The following is a 22,670-nucleotide window of genomic DNA, read 5'->3' as shown; positions in this document are numbered from 1 at the left end:
CCCGCCAACGCCCCCGAAGTACTACGCGAGAAGTGGGGGCTTACACCCTCAAACGAGAGCTTGTGGCTCCAGTACTTTCCGGAACCGACGAGGAAGAGTGCAGATGGACGAGGAAGCCGCGGTGCCCCGCGAGGTCGGGGCGCGACCGGGGGTTCCGGCCGCTCAACGGCTCGGCGCGCTGCTGCGCGAGGTGGCGCGCGGGGACGAGCGCGCCTTCGGGGAGGTGTACGACCTGGTGAGCCCGACCGTGTACGGCCTCGTGCGCCGGATCCTGCGCGACCCCGCCCAGTCGGAGGAGGTCGCCCAGGAGGTCCTGGTCGAGGTGTGGCGCTCCGCGTGCCGCTACGACGAGCGCCGGGGCACGCCCCACGCGTGGGTGATGACGCTCGCCCACCGCCGCGCGGTGGACCGGGTGCGCTCCGAACAGGCCGCGACCGACCGCGAGGCGCGTGCGGCGGCCTCCGACACCCAGCGGCCCTACGACGAGGTGGCCGAGGAGGTCACCGACCGGTTGGAGGGCGAGCGGGTGCGCCGATGTCTGGACACCCTCACCGAGCTGCAGTGCGAGTCGGTCCGGCTCGCCTACTACGGCGGGTACACCTACCGTGAGGTCGCCCGCCTGCTGTCCACCCCGTTGGGGACGATCAAGACGCGGATGCGCGACGGGCTGATCAGGCTCCGGGACTGTTTGGGGGTGGAGTGGTGAGAAGGCCGCTGAGCCAGGACCAGCACACGCTGGCGGGCGCGTACGCCCTGCACTCCCTGGCACCGTCCGAAGCGGTGCGGTTCGAGGACCACCTGGCGGGATGCGACTCCTGCCGGCAGGAGGTCCGCGGGTTCTCCGAGACCGCGGCGCGGCTCGCCGCGGCCACGGCCCGCACGCCGCCGGAGGGTCTGCGCGAGCGGGTCCTGGCCGATGTGGCCCGGACGCGGCAGCTCGCTCCGGCGCCCGAACGCCTGCCCGAGCCCCGCCGCCGGTGGGGATGGGGCTTCGGCCTGGTCCTGGCGGCCTGCCTCGCGGTCGTGGTCGCCCTGGGCGCCGTGGCCGCCGACCAGGTCCGCCAGGTGCGGGAGCTGCGCGAGAACGAACAGCGGATCGCGGCCGTGCTCTCCGCACCGGACGCCGCGTACACCACGGCGGAGCCGATGGAGGGCGTCACCGTGTCGCTGGTCTACTCCGAGAGCGAGGGCCGCCTGGTGTTCAGCTCGAACGGGTTGGCCGACCCGGAGGACGAGGACTACCAGCTGTGGCTGACCCGGGACGACGGATCCGTCACCTCGGCCGGAGTCCTCTCGATCGACGCGTCCGGCGTCGCGGAACCGCTGCTGGCCGGGGTCGCCGAGGGGCGGGACAGCGGCGTGGCGGTCACCCTCGAACCGGAGGGCGGCTCCGAGCGGCCCACCTCCGACCCGCTGATGGCCATGCCCCTGGAGAGCTGACCCCGCCCCGCCGCCCCGACTCCCCGGGGCCGGACCGTCCCTGAGCCGACGTCCGGTCCCGGGGTCCGCGCGTCACGCGACGGACACGTCCTCCGGGCGGGGCAGGTCGCGCATGACCGGAGAGAGGCTGAACAGGGCGGCGAGGCCGGAGACCAGCGCCATCATGAGGAACACCCAGGTGGGTCCGGCGTGGTCGAAGACGAGCCCGATCCCGAGGATGCCCACCGGTTGGGAGACCAGGGACATGAACATGACGGCGCCGAGCACCCGCCCCTGGTAGCCGTCGGTGACCGACGCGGCGACGTAGCCGTAGAAGACCGCGTTGACGCACGGCACGGTCGCGAACACGCAGCCGACGATGACCCCGAGGGAGAGCACGTTCGGGGCCACGGCCAGCGCGAGACCGCAGACCGGGGCGGACCAGGCCGCCGCGAGGAAGGTGGTCGTCGGACGCACCCAGCGCACCACCGCCCCGGCGGCCAGGGACCCCAGGAGCCCGCCGGCCCCGGCCACGGACACCGTCAGGCCGATCTCGACGTTGGTGGCCCCCTGCTCGTTGGCGGTGGCGATGATGGCGAGGAACGCTCCGGTGTGGGTGAAGGCCACGTTGAACACCACGATCCACAGCATCATCGGACGCAGGATGGGGTGCTTGGCCAGGACCACGAACCCGCCGACGGCGCCGCGCAGGGTCCACCGCTCGCGGGGCTCGCGGGTGAGCGCCTGCATGGGGCGGCGGATGCACAGCACGAGTCCGGCGGAGACCAGGTAGGTGAGGGCCTCGGCGGCGAAGGGGAACGCGCGGCCGAGGCTGAACAGGAACCCGGCCAGGGGCGCGCCGAGCGCGGTGGTGGTGAAGAAGCGGATCTGGTTCTGCGCGGCCGCGTCGGCCACCTGGGAGGCCGGTACCAGCTGCTTGATGGCGGCCATCGCGACCGGGTTGGACACCCCCGTCAGCGCCGACGAGCACACGGCGACGGCCACGACCCCCGTCGGGGTGACCTCGCCCGCCAGGAGGAGGGCGGCGAAGCCGGCGAGCAGGAGGAGCCGGCCGGCGTCGCAGCAGAGCAGGACCACGCGGCGGTTGACCCGGTCGGCGAGGGAGCCGCCGACCACCGCCGCGACCATGGCGGTGGCGACCTGTGAGGCGCCGATGACGCCCGCCTGGGCGGCCGATCCCACCAGGAGGAGGGTCAGGAGGGGGTAGGCGACCTCGCCGCTCTCCTTGCCGAGCCCGGCGAAGAAGCGGCTGGTCCACAGGGCCTGGAAGTCCCGGTTGCGGATGAGGGGCACGAACTCCCCGGCACCGCCCATCGGGGACACCCGTCCGGGGGGCCGGGACGAGTGCTCCCGCTCCGACGTCATCGTGATCGTTCCCCTCGGGTCCCCGCGGGCGACTGGGGAACCACGGCTCCGGCCCGGACTGGTCGTCGTGTGCCCGTGGGAACCGTGTGACAGCGGCGTCCTCGTGGGCCGTGGGGGGTCAGGGGACCGACCCGGAGACCCCGGCGGAGGGCCGGTCCGGGGGCGTCGTAGTCATGTCGCCATTATGCGCGCATTGCCCGCATTAGCGAGCGTTTGTCACGCGTGTCCGACACGCCCGTGTCTCCCACCACGCGCTCCTCCGCGCGGACGTGACAGGCACCACGCCCGGCCCCGCGGGCCCGCCCGCACGGCCCTCCCGGACGGGCTCGCGCGGCCCCGCGCGGACGGCGTTCCCGGGCCCGCGCGGACGGGGTCAGGGACTCACTCCGGACCCCGGACGGGTGACGGACTCACTGGCGACCCCGGTCGGGCCACGGGCTCATTCTGGACACCGGGCGGGTGACGGGCTCGCTGTCGACCCCGATCGGGCCGCGGGCTCACTCCGGGCGGTGTCCGGCGGCGGCCGCCTCGATGCTCCACGGCGTGCGCTCCACGTAGGCGACGACCGTGGCGACCGCCAGCGATCCCCCGGCGACCAGCACGTAGGACGCGGTCCAGCCGCCGGTCAGCTCGCCGAGCAGGCCGAACAGGAGCGGTCCGCCCAACGCGATGCCGCTGCCCGCGCCCTGGACGAAGCCCGACAGCGACGCCGAGCCCCGTGCCGTGGTGCTGCGGGCGTTGATCATGGTCATCATGACCACGAACAGGCCGGTGCCCAGCCCCAGGAAGACCGACCACAGGGGGGCCAGGGACTGGGGCGCGAGCGCGATCCCGAGGTAGCCCACGACGTAGCCCGCGATCCCGAAGGCGACGATGGGGAAGGTGTTGGCGGCACGCACGGTGATCGTGGGCGCCACCAGGCCGAACATCAGGCTCGACCCCACCATGAGCGACACCATGCCACCGGAGAACGCCCCGGAGTGGCCGGCGTCGGCCAGCAGCGTCGGCAGCCACGTGAACAGCGTGAAGACGTTCCAGGTCACCATCCCGAAGAGGACCGCCATCCGCCAGGCCATGCCCACCCGCCAGACCGGGCGCGCCAGCGGCGGCTCGCCTCCGGCGGGCACGACCGCGCTCGGCGCGGCGGTGCCGCCCGGGCGGCGCCACTGGGCGGCCCAGAGCCCGGCGGCGGCCAGGGCGAGCAGCGACCAGGCACCGAGGGCGACGCGCCAGCCGGCCGCCTCGGCCAGCGGGACGGCGACCAGCGGCGGGAACAGGGCGCCCAGGTGGATCGCGACCATCTGCACCGTGCTCAGGGCGGCCAGCCGGTCAGGGAAGTACTGCTTGATCAGCGGCGGCACCACGACGTTGCCCAGCGCCGCTCCGGTCAGGGCGACCGCGGTGAGCAGCAGCAGGGTGCCGGTGTCGGGGGCGAAGGCACGGGCCAGCTGTCCGACGGCGGCCAGCAGCATGCTGAGCACGGCGGTGGCCTCGGCGCCCAGTCTGCGCATGACGGCGGGGGTGGCCAGGCCGAACAGCGCGAAGGCGACCAGCGGCAGGGCACCGAAGACGCCCACGACGGTGGTGGTGAAGCCGAACTCCGCCCCGATCGTGGTCAGCAGGGGCGAGAGCGAGGTCACCACCAGGCGCAGGTTCAGTGCCGCGCAGGTGATGGCCGCCAGGGCGAGGAGGCGGCCCCTCAGTACGGGGGCTCCGGTGGGAGCCGCGGTGTCCGGCCGTGCCGACGGTCGGTCGGGGCGGGCCAGGAGGGAGGAAGGTCTCATAACGGCGACGGACGTCCCTTGGGTCTGCGGTGATGCGTCGTCGCATCGGAGCGTGGCCGTCGGCGGGCGACACTGCCTGCCGCGGAAGGATCTTCTCCCGGGCGAGCCAAATACGACCTTTTCGATTAAAGGTTAACCAGACTCCGGGCTTACAGACAACTTTCCGTATTTAATACGGGTATGCTGCGCACATGGCTGATCTAGACGAACTTGATACGGCGATCCTGGCCGAACTCCAGTCGGACGCACGAAAAACCAACCGCGACGTGGCCGCCGCGGTGGGCGCGTCGCCCACCACGACCCTCGATCGGACCCGTGCGCTGCGAGAAAGGGGTGTGATTCGCGGCTCACTGCTGGACGTGGACCTGGACCTCATCGGCCGCCCGGTCCAGGCGCTCATCACCGTGAGCGTCGTCAAGCCCTCGCGGCACAACATCGAGGCCTTCCGCGACTGGGTCCGCTCGCTCCCGGACACGCTGTCGGTCTTCGTCACCTCGGGCAGCGAGGACTTCCTCATCCACGTGGCCCTGCCGGACAACAACAGCCTGTACGCGTTCGTCATCGACAAACTGACCGAGCGCCCCGAGGTCGCCGACGTGCGCGCCTCGATCGTCTACGAGCACCTGCGCAACGACCGCATCACGCCGACCAACGCCCACGGCCGCCGCCGCGCCTGACCCCGGCCGGTCTCGGAGCCCGGCCGGTCGCGGAGCCCGGCCGGCCGGCGGCCCGGCACGCCGGGCCGAGCACGGTTCTGGTTAGGCTGACTCCTGTGACCCAGGCCTCATCCTCGCCCGAGCCCGACGAAGCCGCCGCCGTCCGCGCGTCGTGGCGTTCGCTCGGGCTGCCGGGCCTCATCGACGTCCACACCCACTTCATGCCGGCCAACGTCCTCCGCAAGGTCTGGGCCTACTTCGACGCCCTCGGGGAGGGCGTCTGGCCGATCACCTACCGGGGCACCCAGGACGAGCGCGTGGCCCTGCTGCGCGGCTTCGGCGTCACGCACCACACCGCCCTGTCCTACCCGCACCGGCCGGGCATGGCCCGCTGGCTCAACGACTGGGCCGCCGACTACGCCGCCCACCACCCCGACTGCCTGCGCAGTGCCACCTTCTACCCCGAGCCCGACGCCAAGGACTACGTGGCCGCGGCGATCGGCTCGGGCGCACGCGTGTTCAAGGCCCACCTGCAGGTCGGCGCGTACGACCCCCGCGACCCGCTGCTCGCCGACGTGTGGGGCGCCCTGGCGGAGTCCGGTACACCCGTAGTGGTCCACTGCGCCTCCGGACCCCTGCCCGGCCCCTTCACCGGCCCCGGGCCGATCGCCGAGGTCCTGCGCGCCCACCCCCGGCTCGCCGTGGTCGTCGCGCACGCCGGGGCACCGGAGTACACCGAGTTCCTCGACCTCGCCGAACGCCACGAACGGGTCCACCTGGACACCACCATGGCCTTCACCGCCTACACCGAGCGGCACTCCCCGTTCCCCACCGCCGAGCTCCCGCGCCTGCGCTCGCTCGGCGACCGCGTCCTGCTGGGCAGCGACTTCCCGAACATCCCCTACCCCTACCTCGACCAGATCCGGGCTCTGGAGGACCTCGGCCTGGGTCCCGACTGGCTGCGCGGCGTGCTCCACGACAACGCGGCCCGGCTGTTCGACCTCTGAATCACCGCCGAAGCAGAGAGAAGACGGATGGAACTCGCACTCACCCCCCTGGACTTCGCCCGACGCGCGCGCCGCCTGTACCGCGACCGCGAGGCGGTGGTCGACCGGGGGCTCCGCCTGACCTACGAGGAGTTCTTCGACCGCTGTGACCGCTGGTCCTCGGTCCTGGCGGGCATGGGCGTGGCCCCCGGCGACCGCGTCGCCTACATCGCCCCCAACACGCACGCCCAGCTGGAGTCCTTCTACGCGGTACCGCAGCTGGGCGCCGTCCTGGTCCCGGTCAACTTCCGCCTGGCCGCCGACGACTTCGTCTACATCGTCAACCACTCCGGCGCGAAGGTCCTGTGCGTGCACGCCGACCAGATCGACACCGTCGACGGGGTGCGCGACCGCATGCCGGGCGTGGAGCGGTTCGTCGCCCTGGAGGGGGCGCGCCCGGGCTGGGAGGACTACGAGGCCCTGCTCGCCGGCGCCGCGCGCGACTTCCCGCGCCCGGAGATCGACGAGAACCAGTTGCTGACCATCAACTACACGTCCGGGACGACCGCACGCCCCAAGGGCGTGATGATCACCCACCGCAACGCGTACATGAACACCGTCGGCGTCCTCACCCACCTGCGGATCGAGGTCGGCGAGCGGTACCTGTGGACCCTGCCGATGTTCCACGCGAACGGCTGGACCTACACCTGGACGGTGACCGCGGCGGGCGCCACCCACGTGTGCCTGCCGGCCATGGACCCTGCCACCGTGTACGAACTGGTGCGCTCCGAGGGCGTCACCTGGATGTGCGCGGCCCCCACCGTCCTCATCATGCTCTCGAACACCCCGAAGGACGTGCGCGGCGACGTCCCGCCGGGCGTCAACGTGGTGACGGCGGGCGCCTCACCGGCGGCCGACACCATCGAACGCCTCGAGGACGGCCTGGGGTGGACGGTCACGCAGGTCTACGGCCTGACCGAGACCGCCCCGTTCATCACCGTGTGCGAGCCCCGGCCCGAGCACGCCGCCCTGGGCACGCGTGAGCGGGCCGCCGTCAAGGCCCGCCAGGGCGTCGAGCTCATCACCTCCGGCGAACTGCGGGTGGTCGACGGGTCCGGCGCGGAGGTCCCCTGGGACGGCACGACGGTCGGCGAGATCACCGTCCGCGGTAACGTCGTCATGCGGGGGTACTACAACGACCCCGAGGCCACCGAGCAGGTCATGCGGGACGGCTGGTTCCACACCGGGGACGCCGCCGTCACGCACCCCGACGGCTACGTGGAGATCCAGGACCGGATCAAGGACGTCATCATCTCCGGCGGGGAGAACATCTCGTCGGTGGAGGTGGAGGGGGTCCTGCTGCGGCACCCGGCCGTACTGGAGGCGGCGGTGGTCGGCGTACCGCACGAGCGCTGGGGCGAGACGCCGCGCGCGTCCGTGGTGCTCAGGGACGGGGCCGCGGCCACCGAGCAGGACCTGATCGCGTTCGCGCGCGAGAACATGGCGCACTTCAAGGCGCCCACCCAGGTGGAGTTCGTGGCACAGCTGCCCAAGACCGCCACGGGCAAGATCCAGAAGTACGTGCTGCGCGGCGGGGCCTCAGCGGTGTCCCGCCAGTAGCGGCGGACGCCGTCGGGCGGCCCGGGCGGCGGTGTCGGCGGGCGGCCCCGCCGGTCGGCCCGCGGCCCGCCGGACGTCCCGGGGCCCTCCTCCCTCGGCGGCTGGAGTGCCCCACCGCTCACATCTCGGACGGCTTGAGCAGCACGAACACGTTGCCGTCGGGGTCGGCGCAGGTGGACAGGCGCCCGACGCCCTCCGCGTCCTCGGGCCCCATGAACACCTGTCCTCCGCTCTCGGCGACCTTGGCCGTGACCGTGTCGGGGTCCTCGACGTGGAACACCGGGTGCCAGTCACCCTTGCCTCCGAGCGGTGCCAGCATCTGCTCGTCGGCTCCCATCATGCCGCCGTGCATGCGCTCCTCCGGCTGGCCCTCGGGGGTGATCATCTCGTAGGCGCCGGCCCCTTCCGGGAGCGGGAAGGACGTGTAGCTCCACCCGAAGAGGTCACCGTAGAACCTCTTGGCGCCCTCGCCGTCGGGGGCCCACAGCTCCACCCACATCAGGCTGTTGGGCTCGTCGGCGACCTCCATGCCCGGGAAGGACAACGGCTGCCAGGTGGCGAACTCCGTGCCCTGGGGGTCGCCGAAGTGCGACATGATGCCCAGGCCCATGACGTCCATCGCGTCGACGTGGACGGTGCCGCCGAGCCTGGTCACGGCCGCGGCCGTGGCCTCGGCGTCATCGGTCTTGTAGTAGATCGTCCACGACGGCGACTGCCCCTCCTCCATGAGCGGCCCCGCGCCGCCCACGGCCCTGCCGTCGGACCTGAGCATCATGTAGCCGCCGGTGTCGGGCCCGGCCGACTCGGCCTCCCAGCCGAAGAGGCCGCGGTAGAAGTCCAGCGACTTCTGGAGGTCGGACGCACTGAGCTCGATCCAACAGGGTGAGCCCGGAACGAAGTCGGTGGTGATCATGACGGTCCCCTCGGTCGAATGTGATGCACACCACCACAGAGTCTGTCCCGGGGGTGCGACAAGACAGGCCCCCCGCACGGCAAAGTTCCCGCAACCGTGCGAGGGGCGCTCCGGTCAGCGCGGCGGACCGACCACCGCGAGGGCGTCACCGGGGGCCACCTGGTCGCCGGGTTTCACGAGGACCTCGACGATCTCGCCCGCCTCGCGCGCCCGCATCGGCACCTCCGTCTTCATCGCCTCCAACGAGACCAGCTCCTGATCCGCGGCCACGGTGTCCCCGGGGGCGGCGCCCACCCGCCACACGGTCGCCGTGAGCGGCGACTCCACCACGTGGCCGCCCGCCGGCGCGGTGACGCGCGCCCGCACGGGGGCCGGCTCCGGCTCGGGGCGCGGGTCGAACTCCCCCGCCGCCTCCCACGCGGCGCGCTCGGCCGCGAACGCGGCGCCCTGGCGGGCGGCGAAGGCCTCGATGCCGGCGGCGTTGTCGGCGAGGAAGCGCTCGTGCTCGCCCAGGGAGAACTCGCCGTCCTCGATCGCCAGGTCCAGGCGTCCGGCGGCCATCTCGGCGCGCATCTCCAGCAGTTCGTCGGCCTCGACGGGATACCAGCTGATCCGGTCGAAGAAGCGCAGCAGCGACGGGGAGCCCGGATCGAACGGCCCGTCCTGGCGCCAGGTGGACCACACCTGCACGGTCCGGCCCACGAACTGGTAACCGCCCGGCCCCTCCATCCCGTACACGCACAGGTAGGCGCCGCCGATGCCCACGGCGTTCTGCGGGGTCCAGGTGCGGGCCGGGTTGTACTTCGTGGTGACCAGCCGGTGGCGGGGGTCGAGCGGCGTGGCCACGGGCGCCCCCAGGTAGACGTCGCCCAGGCCCAGCACGAGGTACTCGGCGTCGAAGACCGTGCGGTACACGTCGTCCACGCTGTCCAGGCCGTTGACGCGGCGGATGAACTCGATGTTCCAAGGGCACCAGGGCGCGTCGTCGCGCACCCCCGACATGTAGCGCTCGATGGCCTCCCTCGTGGCCGGGTCGTCCCAGGACAGCGGCAGGTGGACGGTACGGCTGGGGACCGTGAGGTCACTGGTGGGGGCGATGCGCTCCTCGGCCTCGCGGACCAGGCCGAGCAGCCGGGAGACCGGGAGGACGTCGGGGTCGGTGTGGATCTGCAGCGACCGGATGCCGGGGGTGACGTCCACGATCCCGGCGGGACGTTCCAGGGCGATCTGCTCGGCCAGGGCGTGCACGCGCATGCGCAGACCCAGGTCGAGCCGCATCGGGCCGTACTCGACCAGCAGGTTGTCGTCGCCGCCGCGCCGGTAGGTCACCTCCGGCCGGGTGTCGGTGGCCTCGGCGCGGGCGAGCACGCCGCCGTCGGAGAGCGCGGCGCGGTCGGGGAGCGGGACCGCCGCCGGACGCGCCCGCACGGCCTCGGCGGCGGTCTCGGAGATCGGGACGAAGCGGACGGTGTCGCCGGGGCGGAGCTGGCCCAGCTTCCACCGCTCGCCGGTGGCGACCGTGGCCGGGCAGACGAACCCGCCCAGGCTCGGGCCGTCCGGCCCCAGGAGGATGGGCAGGTCGCCGGTGTAGTCGACGGCGCCGACCGTGTAGGCGGTGTCGTGGATGTTGGAGGGGTGCAGGCCGGCCTCGCCGCCGTCGGGGCGGGCCCAGCGGGGCTTGGGACCGGTCAGCCGTACGCCGGTGCGCGAGGAGTTGAAGTGCACGGTGAACTCCGCCGCGTAGAAGTCGGCGACGTCCTGCTCGGTCAGGAACTCCGGCGCGGCGTGCGGGCCCTCCAGGACCCCGACGTGCCACGCGTGCCCGATGACGGGGCGCCGCTCGGGCGGGACCTCGGCCGACGCGGGCCGCGCCGCCCCGGTGGTCGGCGGCGCGGGGCGCAGGACGTCGCCCGGCTGGAGGGGGCCTCCGGTGTACCCGCCGAAACCGCCGAGGTCGAAGGTCGCGGCGCTGCCCAGGACCGGGGCCACGTCGAGCCCGCCCTCGAACAGGACGTAGACGCGCAGTCCCGCCCCGTCGGCGGAGCCCACCCGCAGCGTGCCGCCGGCGGGTACCTCGACCGGGCGCCACTGGGGCACGGGTGCTCCGTCGACGGCGACCGCCGCCGGCGCCCCGGTGACGCAGACCCGGCACGCGGCGGTGAAGACGAGTTCGGGGCCGTCCAGGACGCACTCCAGCCCGGGGGCGCCCTCATGGTTGCCCAGGGCCTCGTTGCCCAGCCGGAAGGACAGGGCGTCCATGGGGCCCGACGGGGGCACGCCCACGTGCCAGAGGCCGGTGCGGCCGGGCCACTCCTGCACGGTGGTGCGCGTCCCGGCGGTGACCACCCGCACGCGCGGGGCGGGGTCGGTGACCCCGGCCAGCGTCGCGGTGGTGTGCGCGGCGGCGGCCACGTCGGGGTGCTCGCACACGGCGCGCAGGACGCCCAGGTTCGTGGCCACGCCCTGCACCCGGGTGCCGTCGAGCGCCGCGCCCAGCCGGGCCCAGGCGGCGGTCCGGTCGGGGCCGTGCTCGATCACCTTGGCGAGGAGGGGATCGTAGGCCGCGGTGACCTCGGTTCCGGTCTCCACCCACGTGTCCACCCGCGGCAGCGGCGTCCCCGCGGGTTGTGGCACTTCCCCGGCCCCGGAGGCCACCCCGCTCGCCCCAGGCGTCCCGTGCGCTCCCGGTGTGGCGGAGGCTCCGAGGGCTCCGGGCACCGGGTCGCCGCCGAGCGCGTGGTCGGGGAAGGAGACGTGCGTGAGGCGACCGGCGCTGGGCCGGTCCCCGGCGTCGGGGTCCTCCGCGTACACGCGCGCCTGGACGGCGTGCCCACGCGGCTCCGGCGCCTCCCGCGGCAGGTCGTCGGCCCCGCCGAGGGCCAGCCGCAGCATCCACTCGACCAGGTCGACCCCGTACACCGCCTCGGTGACCCCGTGCTCCACCTGCAGACGGGTGTTGACCTCCAGGAACGCGGCCTCCTCGCGCGCGGCGTCGTAGACGTACTCCACGGTGCCGACGGAGCGGTAGGACACGGAGGCGGCCAGGCCGACCGCGGCCTCGGTGATCCGCTCGCGGACGGCGTCCGGCAGCGCGGGGGCGGGCGCCTCCTCACAGACCTTCTGGTTGCGGCGCTGGAGGGTGCAGTCGCGGTCGCCGAGGGCCAGGACGCGGCCGTCGCCGAACCCGAACACCTGCACCTCGACGTGGCGCGCCCCGGTGACCATGCGTTCGAGGAAGACGTCGGTGGAGCCGAACCCCGACCCCGCGGTGCGCCGGACGGAGTCCCACGCCTCGGTGAGGGCGGCGGCGTCGGCGCAGGCGCGCATGCCGATCCCGCCACCGCCCGCGGTGGCCTTGAGCATGACCGGGTAGCCGATCCGCTCGGCCTCGGCGCGTGCGTGGTCCGGCCCGTCGAGCAGCCCCGTCCCGGCGAGCAGCGGCACTCCGGCCGCCTCGGCCGCCGCCCGGGCGGTGTGCTTGGCGCCGAAGAGGTCGATCTGCGCGGGTGTGGGCCCGACGAAGGCGATCCCGGCGTCCTCGCAGGCACGGGCGAAGTCGGCGTTCTCGGACAGGAATCCGTAGCCGGGGTGCACGGCGTCGGCACCGGCCTCCAGGGCCGCCTCGAGCACCAGGTCGCCGCGCAGGTAGCTGTCGGCGGCCGGTGTCGGTCCCAGGGCGACCGCGGTGTCGGCCAGGCGCACGTGCGGGGCGCCGCGGTCGGCCTCGGAGTGCACGGCGACGGTGCGCAGGCCCAGGCGGCGGGCGGTGCGCAGCACGCGGACGGCGATCTCGCCCCGGTTGGCCACGAGCAGCGTGCGGCCGCCCAGCGGACCGGCCGGACGGGAACCGGACGCGGTCGGGGGTGTGGACGTGGCGGAGGAGGGGGTGGGGGCGCCGGTCATCGGTCTCCCCCGCCCGGCGCGGTGACGACCATCTCGACGGGGGTGGGGTCGAAGCCGTTGCACGGGTTGTTGATCTGGGGGCAGTTGGAGACCAGCACGAGCACGTCGGTCTCGGCCCGCAGGGACAGCGACAGCCCGGGAGCGGAGAGGCCGTCGACGATCCCGAGCGTGCCGTCCTCCTCGACCGGGACGTTCATGAACCAGTTGACGTTGGAGACCAGGTCGGCCTTGCCGAGCCCGTGCTCGGCCGCGGCCAGCAGGAAGTTCTCCACGCACGCGTGCTGGTGGGCGGTGTGGTGCCCGTAGCGCAGGGTGTTGGACTCCTTGGAACAGGCGCCGCCGAGGGTGTCGTGGCGCCCGCAGGTGTCCGCGGTGACCGTCATGAGCGGCTGGTACTCGCAGTCGCGCAGCACGCTGCCGGTGGTGAGGAAGACGTTGCCCTGGCCCTGGACGGTGTCGGGCGCGCTGTAGCGGCGGGCCGTGTCGTGCGCGGCGTAGGCGAGGAAGTCCACCGCCTGGTTGCCGCCCAGGTCGACGATGGTGAGCGTGTACCCCGCGGGGACGACGGCGGACCAGGGCGCGCGGGCGGGGACGGTCGTCCGGGACTCGGCGGGCGCGGCGGAGGCCGGGGCTCCGTCGGACGCACCGGCGGCGCCGGCAGCACCGGCAGAGGTGGCGGGAGTGGACGCGTGGGCGGTGTGGGTCACTGGATCCCCCGTGCGGCGAGGTGGTCGGCGGTGTTGGTGAGGGCGCGGCGCACCTCGGGAGTGCTCTCCCACAGCTCGTCGCCCGGCCTGGTCGGCTCTCCCGGCCAGGCCAGGACCTCCAGGGTCGAGCAGGTGTACTCGGGCCGCGGATCGAGCGGGTGCGGCACGTTGGCGATGAGCACGAGCAGGGGCCGCTCGGCCCGGAGCGTGACGTGGGTTCCCGGCCCGGCCGAGCCGGTGAAGTCGCAGGTGCCGTCCCCGGCGACGCGCACCCCCTGGAAGAAGGACAGGCTGGGCGGCACGTCCCGCGCGGTGAGCCCGTACTTGGCGGCCGCCAGGCGCAGCAGCTCACGGCCGGCCGGCGCCGGCCCGTAGGCGGTGCCGTCGCCGTAGCGCTCGGTGTTGCGGGCGAGGGAGGAGGTACCGCACAGGGCGTCGTGCCGGTTCGAGGTGTCCTCCAGCACGGTCGCCATCGCACGGCCCTGGTCGGACAGCAGCGGGTGTCCGGTGGTGACGTAGGCCTGCCAGGGCACCTTGACGGTGTCGGCGACGTTGAGGCGCTCGACCGGGTGGTCGGGGTCGTGGAGCAGGACGTGGGCGCAGGCGTCCCCGACCGGGTCGGCCAGGCGCAGCGAAGTGCCGCGGGCGATGATCTTGTGGGTGTAGCCGCCACCGGCCACGGTCTCCGCCCAGGTCAGGTCCTCGGCCGGGACGCCGGGCGGCGGCGCGGGCCAGGTCCGGGCGGGCCGGTAGGGCATGGCGTCGGCGCGAGCCCCCTCCTGGGCCCGGGCGTGCGCGCGAGCGGCGCCGGTGGTCGCTGTCGGTCCTGTGTGTGGCGTGGCCATGGCGGCTCCCTGGTGCCCGGTGCGGGTTTTCTGTCGCCCGACCGAAATTAGGCACCGACGATGAACCCGCGATGCCGGGACGATCAGCACCGCGTGAACCGGGGGCCGCGCGTGTTTCCGGCGCGTTTCACCGCCCTGAGGCAACACGCCCGTCACACGGTGAGGCCGATTTCACGGAAACGCATCATCGGCGCAAAGGCGCCCTCCACTCCGAGGCGTTCAATTCCTGTCAGTTGACAAGAACGCGCCCACCAGCACCGACACCCCCTCGGACGCACTCGGCCGCCGGAACGGCCGTCAGACCCCCTCGGAGCGCCGCATGATCATCCTCGGAGTCGGCACAGCCGTCCTCTGCGTCGTCACCCTCGGACTGCTCGTCGCCCGCAAGGTCGGCGGCGACGCCGACAACTACCTCCTCGCGGGGCGCAGCCTCGGCCTGCCGCTCGTCGCGGTCGCGCTGGCCGCCCAGGCCGTGGACTCCAACGCCACCGCGGGCAACACCGACCTCGCCTTCGAGTTCGGGTTCTGGGCGGGCGCCTCACTGCCCGTCGGCCTGGCCCTGTGCCTGCTCATCACCGGCGTGTTCTTCGCCAAGCCGATGAACCGGATGAAGCTGGTCACCCTGCCCGACTACTACCGGCTGCGGTTCGGACGCGGGATCGAGGTCACCGCGAGCCTCATCATGATCGCCTGCTTCGCGATCCTGCTCGCCGGAAACCTCGTCGCGGTCGGCCTGATGCTGGAGCACTTCACCGGGCTGTCGTACACGGCCGGCGTGCTCGTGGTCGTCGGGCTCATCCTCACCTACACGATCGCCGGGGGCATGTACAGCGACGTGTACACGGCGCTGGCGCAGACCGTCCTGACCCTGGTCGCGGTCGCCGCGCTGACCACCTGGATGGCCCTGACCCACGGGCTGTCGATCCCCGAGGGCATGGGCCCCCTCGACCTGGGCCAGCTCACCGATCCGGCCCAGGGCGCGCCCGTGAACCTGGCCACCCTGCTGGCACTCGGGATCGGCGACATCATCGCGATCGACTTCATGCAGCGCATCTTCGCCGCCAGGTCGCCCCGGACCGCCCAGCGCGCCTGCTTCGCGGGGGCGGGCATCACCCTGGCCGTGGGCGTGCCCTTCTCCCTGGTCGCCCTGTCCAGCGTCAGCGTGCTCGGCGACGACGTGGACGGCCCCGTCCTGTTCGCGCTGCTGGACGGCACGGCACCCGCGCTCCTGGCCGTCCTGGTGCTGTCCGGCCTGGTCACCGCCTCCTTCACCACCGCCAGCGGCGTCATTCTCAGCACGGCGGCGGTGGTCGTGCGCAACATCCGCGGTCGGCGCCGCGGCACCGACCTCAGCAGCGCCCAGGTCCTGCGGTTCACCCGGTACACCATGGTGCCGATGGCGCTACTGGGCGTGGTGTTCGCCCTGCGGGTCCCCCAGACCGGCATCCTGCTCACCCTGGCCTTCGACCTGATGCTCGCCGGGCTGGCCGTCCCGTTCGTCCTGGGCATGGCCTGGCGGCGCGGGGGCGCCGCGGCGGCGACCGCCGCCCTGGTCGTGGGCCTGGGCAGCCGCCTGGCGATGTTCGTCCTGACCCCGACCGTCTACGGCGCCGACAACGACCTGCTGTACCTGTCCGGCGGCCCCGCCGTACCGGACCTGGACGGCTGGTCGACGATGATCGCCGCGGGCGCCTCCCTCACCGCCTACACGGTGGTCGCCCTCCTGCGGCCGGCCGTCCCGGCCGCGGCCACCGACCCCGAGCCCACCGCACCGGTCGTGGAGGAGGCAGAATACGCGTCGAAGGCCGGTGCGTGACCGGCCGGTCGAGAGGCGGACCGTGACACAGCGACAGACCGGGCGGCGCGTGGGCCGGCCGCGCGCCGCCGGGGCGTCCCCGACCGGGGCGAGCAGTACCGAGGACGTCCTGCGGGCCGCGGCCGAACTGTTCACCTCCCAGGGGTTCTCCGCCACCAGCACACGCGCCGTCGCCGAGCGCGCGGGCCTGCGCCAGGCGTCGCTCTACCACCTGTTCGCCAACAAGGACGCGATCCTGGCCCGGCTGCTGGAGGGCACGGTCGGCCCGTCCCTGGCGGTGGCCGAACGGCTGGAGCGCCACCCCGCGCTCGCGCCGGTGCGGCTGTGGGCGCTCTGCCGGACCGACGTCGAACTGCTGTGCTCCCACCCGCACAACGTCGGCGCCCTCTACCTGTCGCCCGAGGTGAGCCGGGACCGCTTCGGGGGCTTCCACACCCGGCGCGACGCCCTGCGGGACCACTACGCGCGACTGGTGGCGCGGGCGGCGCCGGAGTCGGTCGGCAGCTCCCTGCCCGACCTGGTGTTCGGGCTGGTGGAGAGCGTGATCCTGCGCCGGGGCGGCGCGCCCGCACTGGACGGGGCGACGGCCGGGACGGAGGTCGCCGACGGTGCGCTGCGGCTGTTGGGGACGCCGGAGTCCGCGCTGGCCGAGATCCGCGCCGAAGGGCTGGAGCTGTACCGCGCCACCCGGGCGTGAGGCGGGCCGTCGGGACGGACCCGCTCCGCGTGGCACGCCCGATCCGGCCCCGGAGTCGACGTATGGTCGCTCTGACCAGGAGAGAGCACCCAGCGTTCGACACCCGGCTGGAGGGCGGAACACCTTGGCCTCCGAACCCGCGAAGTCCGTCAACCCGACCGCGGCACTGATCGCGGGGGTCTTCCTCACCCTGTGCCTCAACCCGCTGATCGGCGTCGTCATGGTCGTCCTGGCCGTCGTGGCCATCAGGAGGCCCGACGGCTCGCCGGAGCAGGCCCGGTTCACGCAGTACGCCTGGGTCGCCTTCGCGGTCGGCATGATCCTCACCGCCCTCGTGGTGGTCCTCGCCATCGTCCTGGACTTCGTCCCCTGGTGGGAGCGGCCCGTGTAGGGGGCGCACGGGGGCGGCGCCGGACGCCACCGGAGGGTGCCGGGGGTCCGCGGAGGTCGCCGGGCATCGCCGCGGTCCGAGCGTGGCGCGCCCTCCCGGACCAGCGCCAACGCGTACAGTGTCGATGCCACCGCGTACAGCGATGTCTTCGGCGCTCCACGTCTCGACCGAAGGGCCAGGCCATGACCTCGGGATCCGCTCAGTCCGCCAACCCTCTCGCCGCGCTCATCGCGGGCATCTTCCTGACCGTGTGCTGCAACCCAGTGGTCGGCATCGTCATGATCGTGCTCGCCGCCCTGGCCCTGAACAAGACCGACGACTCGCGCGCGGAGGCCAGGCTCACGCGCGCCGCGTGGATCGCCTTCGGCATCGGTGTGGGGATCACCCTCCTCATCGCCGCCGTCGCCTTCCTCCTCGGACTCGTCCCGGGCATGGAGACCTACCTCTAGTCCCGCGGCGGGCCCGGGCGAGCCGGCGCGCGAGCACTGGTGGAGCATGGGGAGCGCCCGGATCCGCCCCGGGCGTCCCGTCCCCGAGGAAGCGAACCGATGCCCACCGCACCCACCATCGACCTCACCACCTCCGGCACCACCGCCACCCTGCGCATCGACCACCCCCAGCGCAAGAACGCGATGACCGCGCACATGTGGGGCCTGCTGCCCCGGCTGCTGGAGCCCCTGGCGAAGGACCCCTCCGTCCGGGTGGTGGTCCTGACCGGAGCGGGGACGGACTTCTGCGCGGGCGCCGACATCTCCGAGCTCACGGCGGGCGCCGACGGCACCGCGGGCGGCGGTGCCGTCGACGTCGACGCGGCCGGGGCGCGCGTGCTCGACGACCGGCTCGCCGAGGCCGCGGGCGAGGCGCTGGCGGCCTTCCCCAAACCCACCATCGCCATGGTCGACGGCCTGTGCGTGGGCGGCGGCTGCCTGCTCGCGACCGCCTGCGACCTGCGTGTCGGCACACCGCGGACGCGCGTGGGCGTTCCGGCGGCCAAACTCGGGGTGGTCTACCCCGCCTCGTCCCTGCGCCGGATCGTCGCCCTGGCAGGGCCCTCCACCGCCAAGCGCCTGCTCTTCACCGCCGACCTCCTCGGGGCCGAGGAGGCGCTGCGCACCGGGCTGCTCGACGAGGTCGTCCCCGAGTCCGAACTCGCCCACCACGTCACCGGGCTCGCCGCCACCGTCGGCGACCGCTCCCAGGTGAGCGTGCGCGCGGCCAAGAGCCTCGTCGACGCGATCGGCGCGGGCGGCCTCACCCCCGACCTGGCCCGGAGCTGGGACGAGGAGGCCGTGCGCAGCGGTGACCTGCACGAGGGCATCACCGCGTTCCTGGAGCGGCGCCCCGCGCGGTTCGCCGCCCCGCCCTCCTGACTCCGGTGCCCTACCGCCGCCGCAGCCGCGGGTCCGTCAGCGACGGCGGCTCGTAGAAGACCATGTCGCGGCTGACGTCGGTCCCCGGCGGCACGACTTCGTCGATCCGGTCGAGCACCTCCCCGCCCAGCCGGACGTCGACACCCGCCAGCAGGTCCTCCAACTGCTCGTGCGTGCGCGGCCCGATGAGCACCGACGTCACGGCCGGGTGCTCGCGCACGAACGCCGTCGCCAGGTGGGGCAGTGTCACGCCCGCGTCGGCCGCGACCCCGTGCAGCCGCTCGACCGCGGCCAGCTTGGCCGCGTTGGCGGGCACGGACGGGTCGAACATCGGCGCCAGCAGCGCGCCGCGGTGCGCCGAGGCGGGGTCGGCCCCGCCCGGTCCGCCGTAGCGGCCCGACAGCCACCCGGCGCTCAACGGGCTCCACGTCAGCACGCCCATGCCGTACCGCGCCGCGGTGGGCAGGACGTCGCGCTCGATGCCGCGCGCCAGGATGGAGTACGGCGGCTGCTCGCTGCGCGGCCGGACGTGCCCGCGCTCGGCGGCCGTCCACTGCGCCTCCACGATCTGCTCCGCCGGGAACGTCGACGTGCCGATCGCGCGGACCTTGCCCGCGCGCACCAGGTCCGACAGCGCCGACAGCGTCTCGTCGATGTCGGTCTCCGGGTCGGGCCGGTGCACCTGGTACAGGTCGATCCAGTCCGTGTCCAGGCGCCGCAGGCTGTCCTCGACGGCGCGGACGATCCACCGCCGGGAGTTGCCCCGGTGGTTGAGGTCCGGTCCCATCGGATTGTGGAACTTGGTCGCCAGGACCACGTCGTCCCGGCGGCCCTTGAGCGCCCGGCCGACGATCCTCTCGGACTCGCCGTCGGAGTACATGTCCGCGGTGTCCACGAGGTTGATCCCCGCGTCCAGCGCGGTGTGCACCATCCGGACCGCGTCGTCGTGGTCGGTGTTCCCCCAGGCCCCGAGCATCATCGTGCCGAGAGCGTACTCGCTGACCGAGATCCCCGTCCGTCCGAGTGTGCGCCGTTCCATGTCGTTCCCCTCGTCGTGGTGTCCGTGCGGGCACCACACTGGCGCGGCGGCGGGGACCGGACCAGGTCCGCTCCAACCGGGGTCTGGCAGTACCAGGCAGGCCCGGTGGATACTGGGGTCCATGGTGAACGCGGACGCGGAGATCAGCCAGTTCCTCAAGGGCCGACGGGCCGTCCTCACCCCCGACCTCGTCGGCCTGCCCGAGGGAGTCAACCGGCGCCGGGTGCGCGGGCTGCGCCGGGAGGAGGTCGCCCTGCGCGCCGGTGTCAGCGTGGACTACTACACGCGCATCGAACAGGGCCGCGGCGGCCGGGTGTCGGCGTCGGTGCTGGACGCCATCGCCGAGGCGCTGCTGCTGTCCGAGGTCGAGCGCGGCTACCTGCACAACCTGGCCGCGGGACGCGCCCGCAGGCCGGGCGAACCGGCCGGCGACGGGTGGTGCGTACCGCCGGACGCACCGAGACCGCGGGTGCGCCCGGAGCTGGTCGCCCTCGTCGACGCCATGGACCGGGTGCCGGCGATGGTGCTGAACCGGTCGCTCGACCTGCTGGTGTGGAACCGGATCACGGGCCGGCTGTGGCCGGGCGTGGACGACCTGCCCGAGTCGGAGCTCAACCTGGCGCGGATGGTCTTCGGCGACGCCCCGGGCGCGGGCCTGCACGCCGACCCCGAGTCGATGCGCCGCGCCCTGGTCGCCAAGCTGCGCGTCGAGTCGGGCCGCGACCCGGACGACCCGCGCCTGTGCGCGGTGGTCATGGACCTGCGCCGGGGGAACGCGCGGTTCGCCGAACTCTGGGAGGAGGCCGAGGTGAGCGAGCACCCGTTCGGCGTCCACCGGATCCTGCACCCGGAGGTGGGCGAGCTGGACCTGCACTACTCGAAGGCCGTCCTGCCCGGCGACTCCGGGCAGATCCTCATGACCTACTGCGCCGACCCGGGATCCCCCTCCGAGGAGCGCCTCGCCGGACTCGCCCGCACCCCCGCCCCCGTCTCCGGCCGGTGAACTGGACCGCCCGGGGTGTCGGTCACCGGCCACGCCCCGGAAGGGCGACGTGCACCCGGTGCGGCCCGCCGTAGTGCTCCCCCTCCCCCACGGGAAGGAACCCCAGCCGCGCGGCCACCCGGAGGCTGGGAGCGTTGTCGACGTGGACGAGGGCCCACACGGAGGACAGCCGGACCTCGTCGAGCCCGTACCGCAGCAGGGCCCGCGCGGCCTCGGTCGCCAGGCCCCTGCCCCCGTACCGGGCGTCCAGGTACCAGCCGATCTCCGGCAGCCCGCCCGGCAGCTCGTGCGACGGCCGCAGGTGCGCCAATCCGACCGGTGCGCCGTCGAGCAGCAAGACCCAGTGGCCGAGTTCCGGCGGCCCCGCGTAGGCCAGTCGGGCGCGGACCATGGTCCGCGCCCGTTCGCGGTCCGACAGGTCCGCGCCGAGGTAGGTGCTCATCTCCGGTGCGGAGAAGAGCCGCACGACCGCGTCGGTGTGCCCTTCCGACAGCGGTTCGAGGACCAGCCTGCGGGTCGTGATGCTTCGCTGAGCGTCCACCATGGCGCACACGATGGCACAGCGGCCGAATCCCGTGCGGCCGGGTCCGTGGCGAGGGGGCACGGACGGCCGCGCGGCCATCGGTGGATCCACGCGTTCTCGCCCGACGGGGGCGAAGTGCGCCCAGGACTCCTTGTCGGGCCGCGGGCCGCGCCCTAACGTTTCCGGCACCATCGAGCTACCCGAAGGTGGTCACGGATGAGCCCCCGCACCCCCCTGCGCCTCGGCGCCGCCGCGACCGGTCTGGCCGTCGCCTCCGTCCTGGTCCTCGCCCCACCCGCCCACTCGGAGCCCGTCGAGGGACCCGCCGCGACCGTGTCCGGCCCGGTCCCCGTCACCGCCGACTCCTACCCCTTCATGTCCGCCGACGGACCCGAGGCGCCCCCGATCGAGGCGGGCGAGGCCGTGGAGGTCGACCTCGACGCGTACGGCTACGTCGAGGAGGAGTTCCTCCTGGAGGGCACCGCCGAGCACTACGACCCCGCCACCGGCGCGGTGACCGGCACGTCCCCCTACACCACCCGGATGGTGGTCCGGCGCCCCGCGCACGCCCGTGACTCCAGCGGGACCGCGTTCCTGGAGTGGAACAACGTGAGCTTCGGGCAGGACATCGAGATCGACTGGTTCCTGTCCAACGACTACTTCATGCGCGAGGGCCACGTCTGGGTCGGCCTCTCCGCCCAGCGGGTCGGCGTCGACGCGCTGCGCGCATGGGACCCCGAGCGCTACGGCGGGCTGAGCGTCGGCGGCAGCGAGCCGGGCGACGCCCCCGCGTTCGACATCTACTCCCAGACCGCGCGGACCCTGCGCGTGCCCGAGGGCGTCGACCCGCTGCCCGGCTTCGACGTCGACACGGTCATCGCCACCGGCCACTCCCAGTCGGCCCGCTACCTCATCGGCTACCACAACGCGGTCCACCCCGCCCACGGGGCCGTCGACGGCTTCATGATCCACGGCGCCCCCGGCGACCTGGACGAGGGCACCACACCGGTCATGCGGCTCATGGCCGAGACCGACGTCCGGCTGCGCTCGCAGAGCCGGGAGCCGGACTCCGAGCACTACCGCCGGTGGGAGGTGGCCGGGACCGCGCACGTCGGCGCGCACGAGTACCTCACCTTCGCCCCGCTCATCGCCCGCGAGAACCCGGGCAGCGAGCCGCAGCGGTGCGACCGCCCCCCGCTGAGCCGGATCCCCTTCCACCACGTGCTGAACTCCGCCTACGACCACCTGGTGGACTGGGTCGAGGACGGCACCGCGCCCCCGGCCGCCCCGCGGCTGGAGTGGGCGGACGCCACGACCCCGAGCCGCGACGAGCACGGCAACCGGCTCGGCGGGATCCGCCTGTCCGAGCACGAGGTGGCCACGGCTCTCAACCAGGGAACGAACACCGGCGACCCGTTCTGCGTGCTCATGGGCGTGCACGTCCCCTTCACCGAGGAGACCCTGGAGGAGCTGTACCCGCGCCGCGGCGGCTACGTGTGGCAGGTCAACCGGGCGGTGAACCACGCCCGGCACGACGGCTACGTCCTGTCCGAGGACGCCCGCGCGTCCCGCGTCGCCGCACTGCGGGCCGACCACCCCTGGTGGTGACCCG

The 22,670-nt window shown here is 73.7% G+C and carries 20 protein-coding genes; 12 read left to right on the top strand and 8 right to left on the bottom strand.

What is annotated here, in order from left to right; translation table 11 throughout:
* The first annotated feature begins 103 nt into the window (after positions 1–103).
* Together sigK and HNR10_RS16750 are read left to right on the top strand one after the other, a co-directional pair.
* Positions 104–706 carry an ECF RNA polymerase sigma factor SigK gene (gene sigK, locus HNR10_RS16755; RefSeq protein ID WP_179824639.1) on the top strand — a complete coding sequence of 201 codons (603 nt, stop codon included), beginning with the start codon at positions 104–106 and terminating at the stop codon, positions 704–706.
* On the top strand, positions 703–1,440 hold the full coding sequence (locus HNR10_RS16750) for an anti-sigma factor (RefSeq protein WP_312889304.1): 738 nt from the start codon (positions 703–705) through the stop codon (positions 1,438–1,440). Before sigK ends, HNR10_RS16750 begins: the two co-directional genes overlap by 4 nt.
* Positions 1,441–1,512: 72 nt before the next feature.
* Here the strand turns inward: HNR10_RS16750 and HNR10_RS16745 are convergent, their stop codons facing one another.
* Both HNR10_RS16745 and HNR10_RS16740 read right to left on the bottom strand, forming a co-directional pair.
* Complete coding sequence (locus HNR10_RS16745; protein WP_179824638.1) at positions 1,513–2,805, bottom strand: MFS transporter; 1,293 nt, start codon at positions 2,803–2,805, stop codon at positions 1,513–1,515.
* Between the two features lie 497 nt (positions 2,806–3,302).
* Complete coding sequence (locus HNR10_RS16740) at positions 3,303–4,589, bottom strand: MFS transporter (protein WP_179824637.1); 1,287 nt, start codon at positions 4,587–4,589, stop codon at positions 3,303–3,305.
* A 191-nt stretch (positions 4,590–4,780) separates the two neighbouring features.
* Here HNR10_RS16740 and HNR10_RS16735 point away from each other — a divergent pair, with 191 nt between their 5' ends.
* From HNR10_RS16735 to HNR10_RS16725, 3 genes are all read left to right on the top strand, one after another.
* The gene (locus HNR10_RS16735; protein ID WP_179824636.1) at positions 4,781–5,266 is read left to right on the top strand and encodes an Lrp/AsnC family transcriptional regulator; all 486 of its coding nucleotides are present in this window, start codon (positions 4,781–4,783) and stop codon (positions 5,264–5,266) included.
* A gap of 95 nt (positions 5,267–5,361) precedes the next feature.
* Positions 5,362–6,252, top strand: coding sequence for an amidohydrolase family protein (locus HNR10_RS16730; protein WP_179824635.1), 891 nt, complete (start codon positions 5,362–5,364; stop codon positions 6,250–6,252).
* A 27-nt stretch (positions 6,253–6,279) separates the two neighbouring features.
* On the top strand, positions 6,280–7,851 hold the full coding sequence (locus HNR10_RS16725; protein WP_179824634.1) for a long-chain-fatty-acid--CoA ligase: 1,572 nt from the start codon (positions 6,280–6,282) through the stop codon (positions 7,849–7,851).
* 118 nt (positions 7,852–7,969) lie between these two features.
* Here the strand turns inward: HNR10_RS16725 and HNR10_RS16720 are convergent, their stop codons facing one another.
* The 4 genes from HNR10_RS16720 to HNR10_RS16705 form a co-directional block, all read right to left on the bottom strand.
* Positions 7,970–8,764 (bottom strand): VOC family protein, encoded by a 795-nt coding sequence (locus tag HNR10_RS16720; RefSeq protein ID WP_179824633.1) that lies wholly within the window; start codon positions 8,762–8,764, stop codon positions 7,970–7,972.
* 114 nt (positions 8,765–8,878) lie between these two features.
* Entirely contained in the window at positions 8,879–12,667 is a 3,789-nt protein-coding gene (locus HNR10_RS16715) for a 5-oxoprolinase/urea amidolyase family protein (protein WP_179824631.1), read from the bottom strand.
* Entirely contained in the window at positions 12,664–13,374 is a 711-nt protein-coding gene (locus HNR10_RS16710; RefSeq protein WP_179824629.1) for an urea amidolyase associated protein UAAP2, read from the bottom strand. The genes HNR10_RS16715 and HNR10_RS16710 overlap by 4 nt, the downstream gene beginning before the upstream one ends.
* Positions 13,371–14,219 carry an urea amidolyase associated protein UAAP1 gene (locus HNR10_RS16705; protein ID WP_218897814.1) on the bottom strand — a complete coding sequence of 283 codons (849 nt, stop codon included), beginning with the start codon at positions 14,217–14,219 and terminating at the stop codon, positions 13,371–13,373. The genes HNR10_RS16710 and HNR10_RS16705 overlap by 4 nt, the downstream gene beginning before the upstream one ends.
* 319 nt (positions 14,220–14,538) lie before the next feature.
* On the opposite strand from HNR10_RS16705, the gene HNR10_RS16700 reads away from it, so the two are divergent.
* The 5 genes from HNR10_RS16700 (at position 14,539) to HNR10_RS16680 (ending at position 18,493) form a co-directional block, all read left to right on the top strand.
* Entirely contained in the window at positions 14,539–16,035 is a 1,497-nt protein-coding gene (locus HNR10_RS16700; RefSeq protein ID WP_179824627.1) for a sodium:solute symporter family protein, read from the top strand.
* 22 nt (positions 16,036–16,057) lie between these two features.
* Entirely contained in the window at positions 16,058–16,732 is a 675-nt protein-coding gene (locus HNR10_RS16695) for a TetR/AcrR family transcriptional regulator (protein WP_218897812.1), read from the top strand.
* 124 nt (positions 16,733–16,856) lie between these two features.
* A complete protein-coding gene (locus HNR10_RS16690; RefSeq protein ID WP_179824625.1) occupies positions 16,857–17,123 on the top strand; it encodes a hypothetical protein in 267 nt (88 codons plus the stop codon).
* 182 nt (positions 17,124–17,305) lie between these two features.
* Positions 17,306–17,572: a hypothetical protein gene (locus tag HNR10_RS16685; RefSeq protein ID WP_179824623.1), complete on the top strand. Its 267-nt coding sequence runs from the start codon at positions 17,306–17,308 to the stop codon at positions 17,570–17,572.
* Between the two features lie 99 nt (positions 17,573–17,671).
* Entirely contained in the window at positions 17,672–18,493 is an 822-nt protein-coding gene (locus tag HNR10_RS16680) for an enoyl-CoA hydratase/isomerase family protein (RefSeq protein WP_179824620.1), read from the top strand.
* A gap of 10 nt (positions 18,494–18,503) precedes the next feature.
* Here the strand turns inward: HNR10_RS16680 and HNR10_RS16675 are convergent, their stop codons facing one another.
* On the bottom strand, positions 18,504–19,532 hold the full coding sequence (locus tag HNR10_RS16675; RefSeq protein WP_179824618.1) for an aldo/keto reductase: 1,029 nt from the start codon (positions 19,530–19,532) through the stop codon (positions 18,504–18,506).
* A gap of 121 nt (positions 19,533–19,653) precedes the next feature.
* Between HNR10_RS16675 and HNR10_RS16670 the strand changes: the two genes are divergently transcribed.
* Complete coding sequence (locus tag HNR10_RS16670; RefSeq protein ID WP_179824616.1) at positions 19,654–20,535, top strand: helix-turn-helix transcriptional regulator; 882 nt, start codon at positions 19,654–19,656, stop codon at positions 20,533–20,535.
* Between the two features lie 22 nt (positions 20,536–20,557).
* On the opposite strand, the gene HNR10_RS16665 is transcribed toward HNR10_RS16670, so the two are convergent.
* A complete protein-coding gene (locus HNR10_RS16665; RefSeq protein WP_179824615.1) occupies positions 20,558–21,079 on the bottom strand; it encodes a GNAT family N-acetyltransferase in 522 nt (173 codons plus the stop codon).
* Positions 21,080–21,274: 195 nt separating this feature from the next.
* Between HNR10_RS16665 and HNR10_RS16660 the strand changes: the two genes are divergently transcribed.
* A complete protein-coding gene (locus tag HNR10_RS16660; RefSeq protein WP_179824614.1) occupies positions 21,275–22,666 on the top strand; it encodes an alpha/beta hydrolase domain-containing protein in 1,392 nt (463 codons plus the stop codon).
* Positions 22,667–22,670 lie beyond the last annotated feature (4 nt).

The organism is Nocardiopsis aegyptia, from assembly GCF_013410755.1.
Taxonomy (GTDB): Bacteria; Actinomycetota; Actinomycetes; order Streptosporangiales; family Streptosporangiaceae; genus Nocardiopsis; species Nocardiopsis aegyptia.
This window is presented reverse-complemented; position numbering and strand designations above follow the sequence as displayed.

What these genes read in the sequence shown, in the direction of transcription:
- HNR10_RS16660 (WP_179824614.1), top strand. Translation starts at nt 21,275, where the DNA reads ATGAGCCCCCGCACCCCCCTGCGCCTCGGCGCCGCCGCGACCGGTCTG.
- HNR10_RS16670 (WP_179824616.1), top strand. Translation starts at nt 19,654, where the DNA reads ATGGTGAACGCGGACGCGGAGATCAGCCAGTTCCTCAAGGGCCGACGG.
- HNR10_RS16740 (WP_179824637.1), bottom strand. Translation starts at nt 4,589, where the DNA reads ATGAGACCTTCCTCCCTCCTGGCCCGCCCCGACCGACCGTCGGCACGG.
- HNR10_RS16675 (WP_179824618.1), bottom strand. Translation starts at nt 19,532, where the DNA reads ATGGAACGGCGCACACTCGGACGGACGGGGATCTCGGTCAGCGAGTAC.
- HNR10_RS16720 (WP_179824633.1), bottom strand. Translation starts at nt 8,764, where the DNA reads ATGATCACCACCGACTTCGTTCCGGGCTCACCCTGTTGGATCGAGCTC.
- HNR10_RS16705 (WP_218897814.1), bottom strand. Translation starts at nt 14,219, where the DNA reads ATGGCCACGCCACACACAGGACCGACAGCGACCACCGGCGCCGCTCGC.
- HNR10_RS16715 (WP_179824631.1), bottom strand. Translation starts at nt 12,667, where the DNA reads ATGACCGGCGCCCCCACCCCCTCCTCCGCCACGTCCACACCCCCGACC.
- HNR10_RS16745 (WP_179824638.1), bottom strand. Translation starts at nt 2,805, where the DNA reads ATGACGTCGGAGCGGGAGCACTCGTCCCGGCCCCCCGGACGGGTGTCC.
- HNR10_RS16735 (WP_179824636.1), top strand. Translation starts at nt 4,781, where the DNA reads ATGGCTGATCTAGACGAACTTGATACGGCGATCCTGGCCGAACTCCAG.
- HNR10_RS16680 (WP_179824620.1), top strand. Translation starts at nt 17,672, where the DNA reads ATGCCCACCGCACCCACCATCGACCTCACCACCTCCGGCACCACCGCC.
- HNR10_RS16700 (WP_179824627.1), top strand. Translation starts at nt 14,539, where the DNA reads ATGATCATCCTCGGAGTCGGCACAGCCGTCCTCTGCGTCGTCACCCTC.
- HNR10_RS16725 (WP_179824634.1), top strand. Translation starts at nt 6,280, where the DNA reads ATGGAACTCGCACTCACCCCCCTGGACTTCGCCCGACGCGCGCGCCGC.
- HNR10_RS16665 (WP_179824615.1), bottom strand. Translation starts at nt 21,079, where the DNA reads ATGGTGGACGCTCAGCGAAGCATCACGACCCGCAGGCTGGTCCTCGAA.
- HNR10_RS16685 (WP_179824623.1), top strand. Translation starts at nt 17,306, where the DNA reads ATGACCTCGGGATCCGCTCAGTCCGCCAACCCTCTCGCCGCGCTCATC.
- sigK (WP_179824639.1), top strand. Translation starts at nt 104, where the DNA reads ATGGACGAGGAAGCCGCGGTGCCCCGCGAGGTCGGGGCGCGACCGGGG.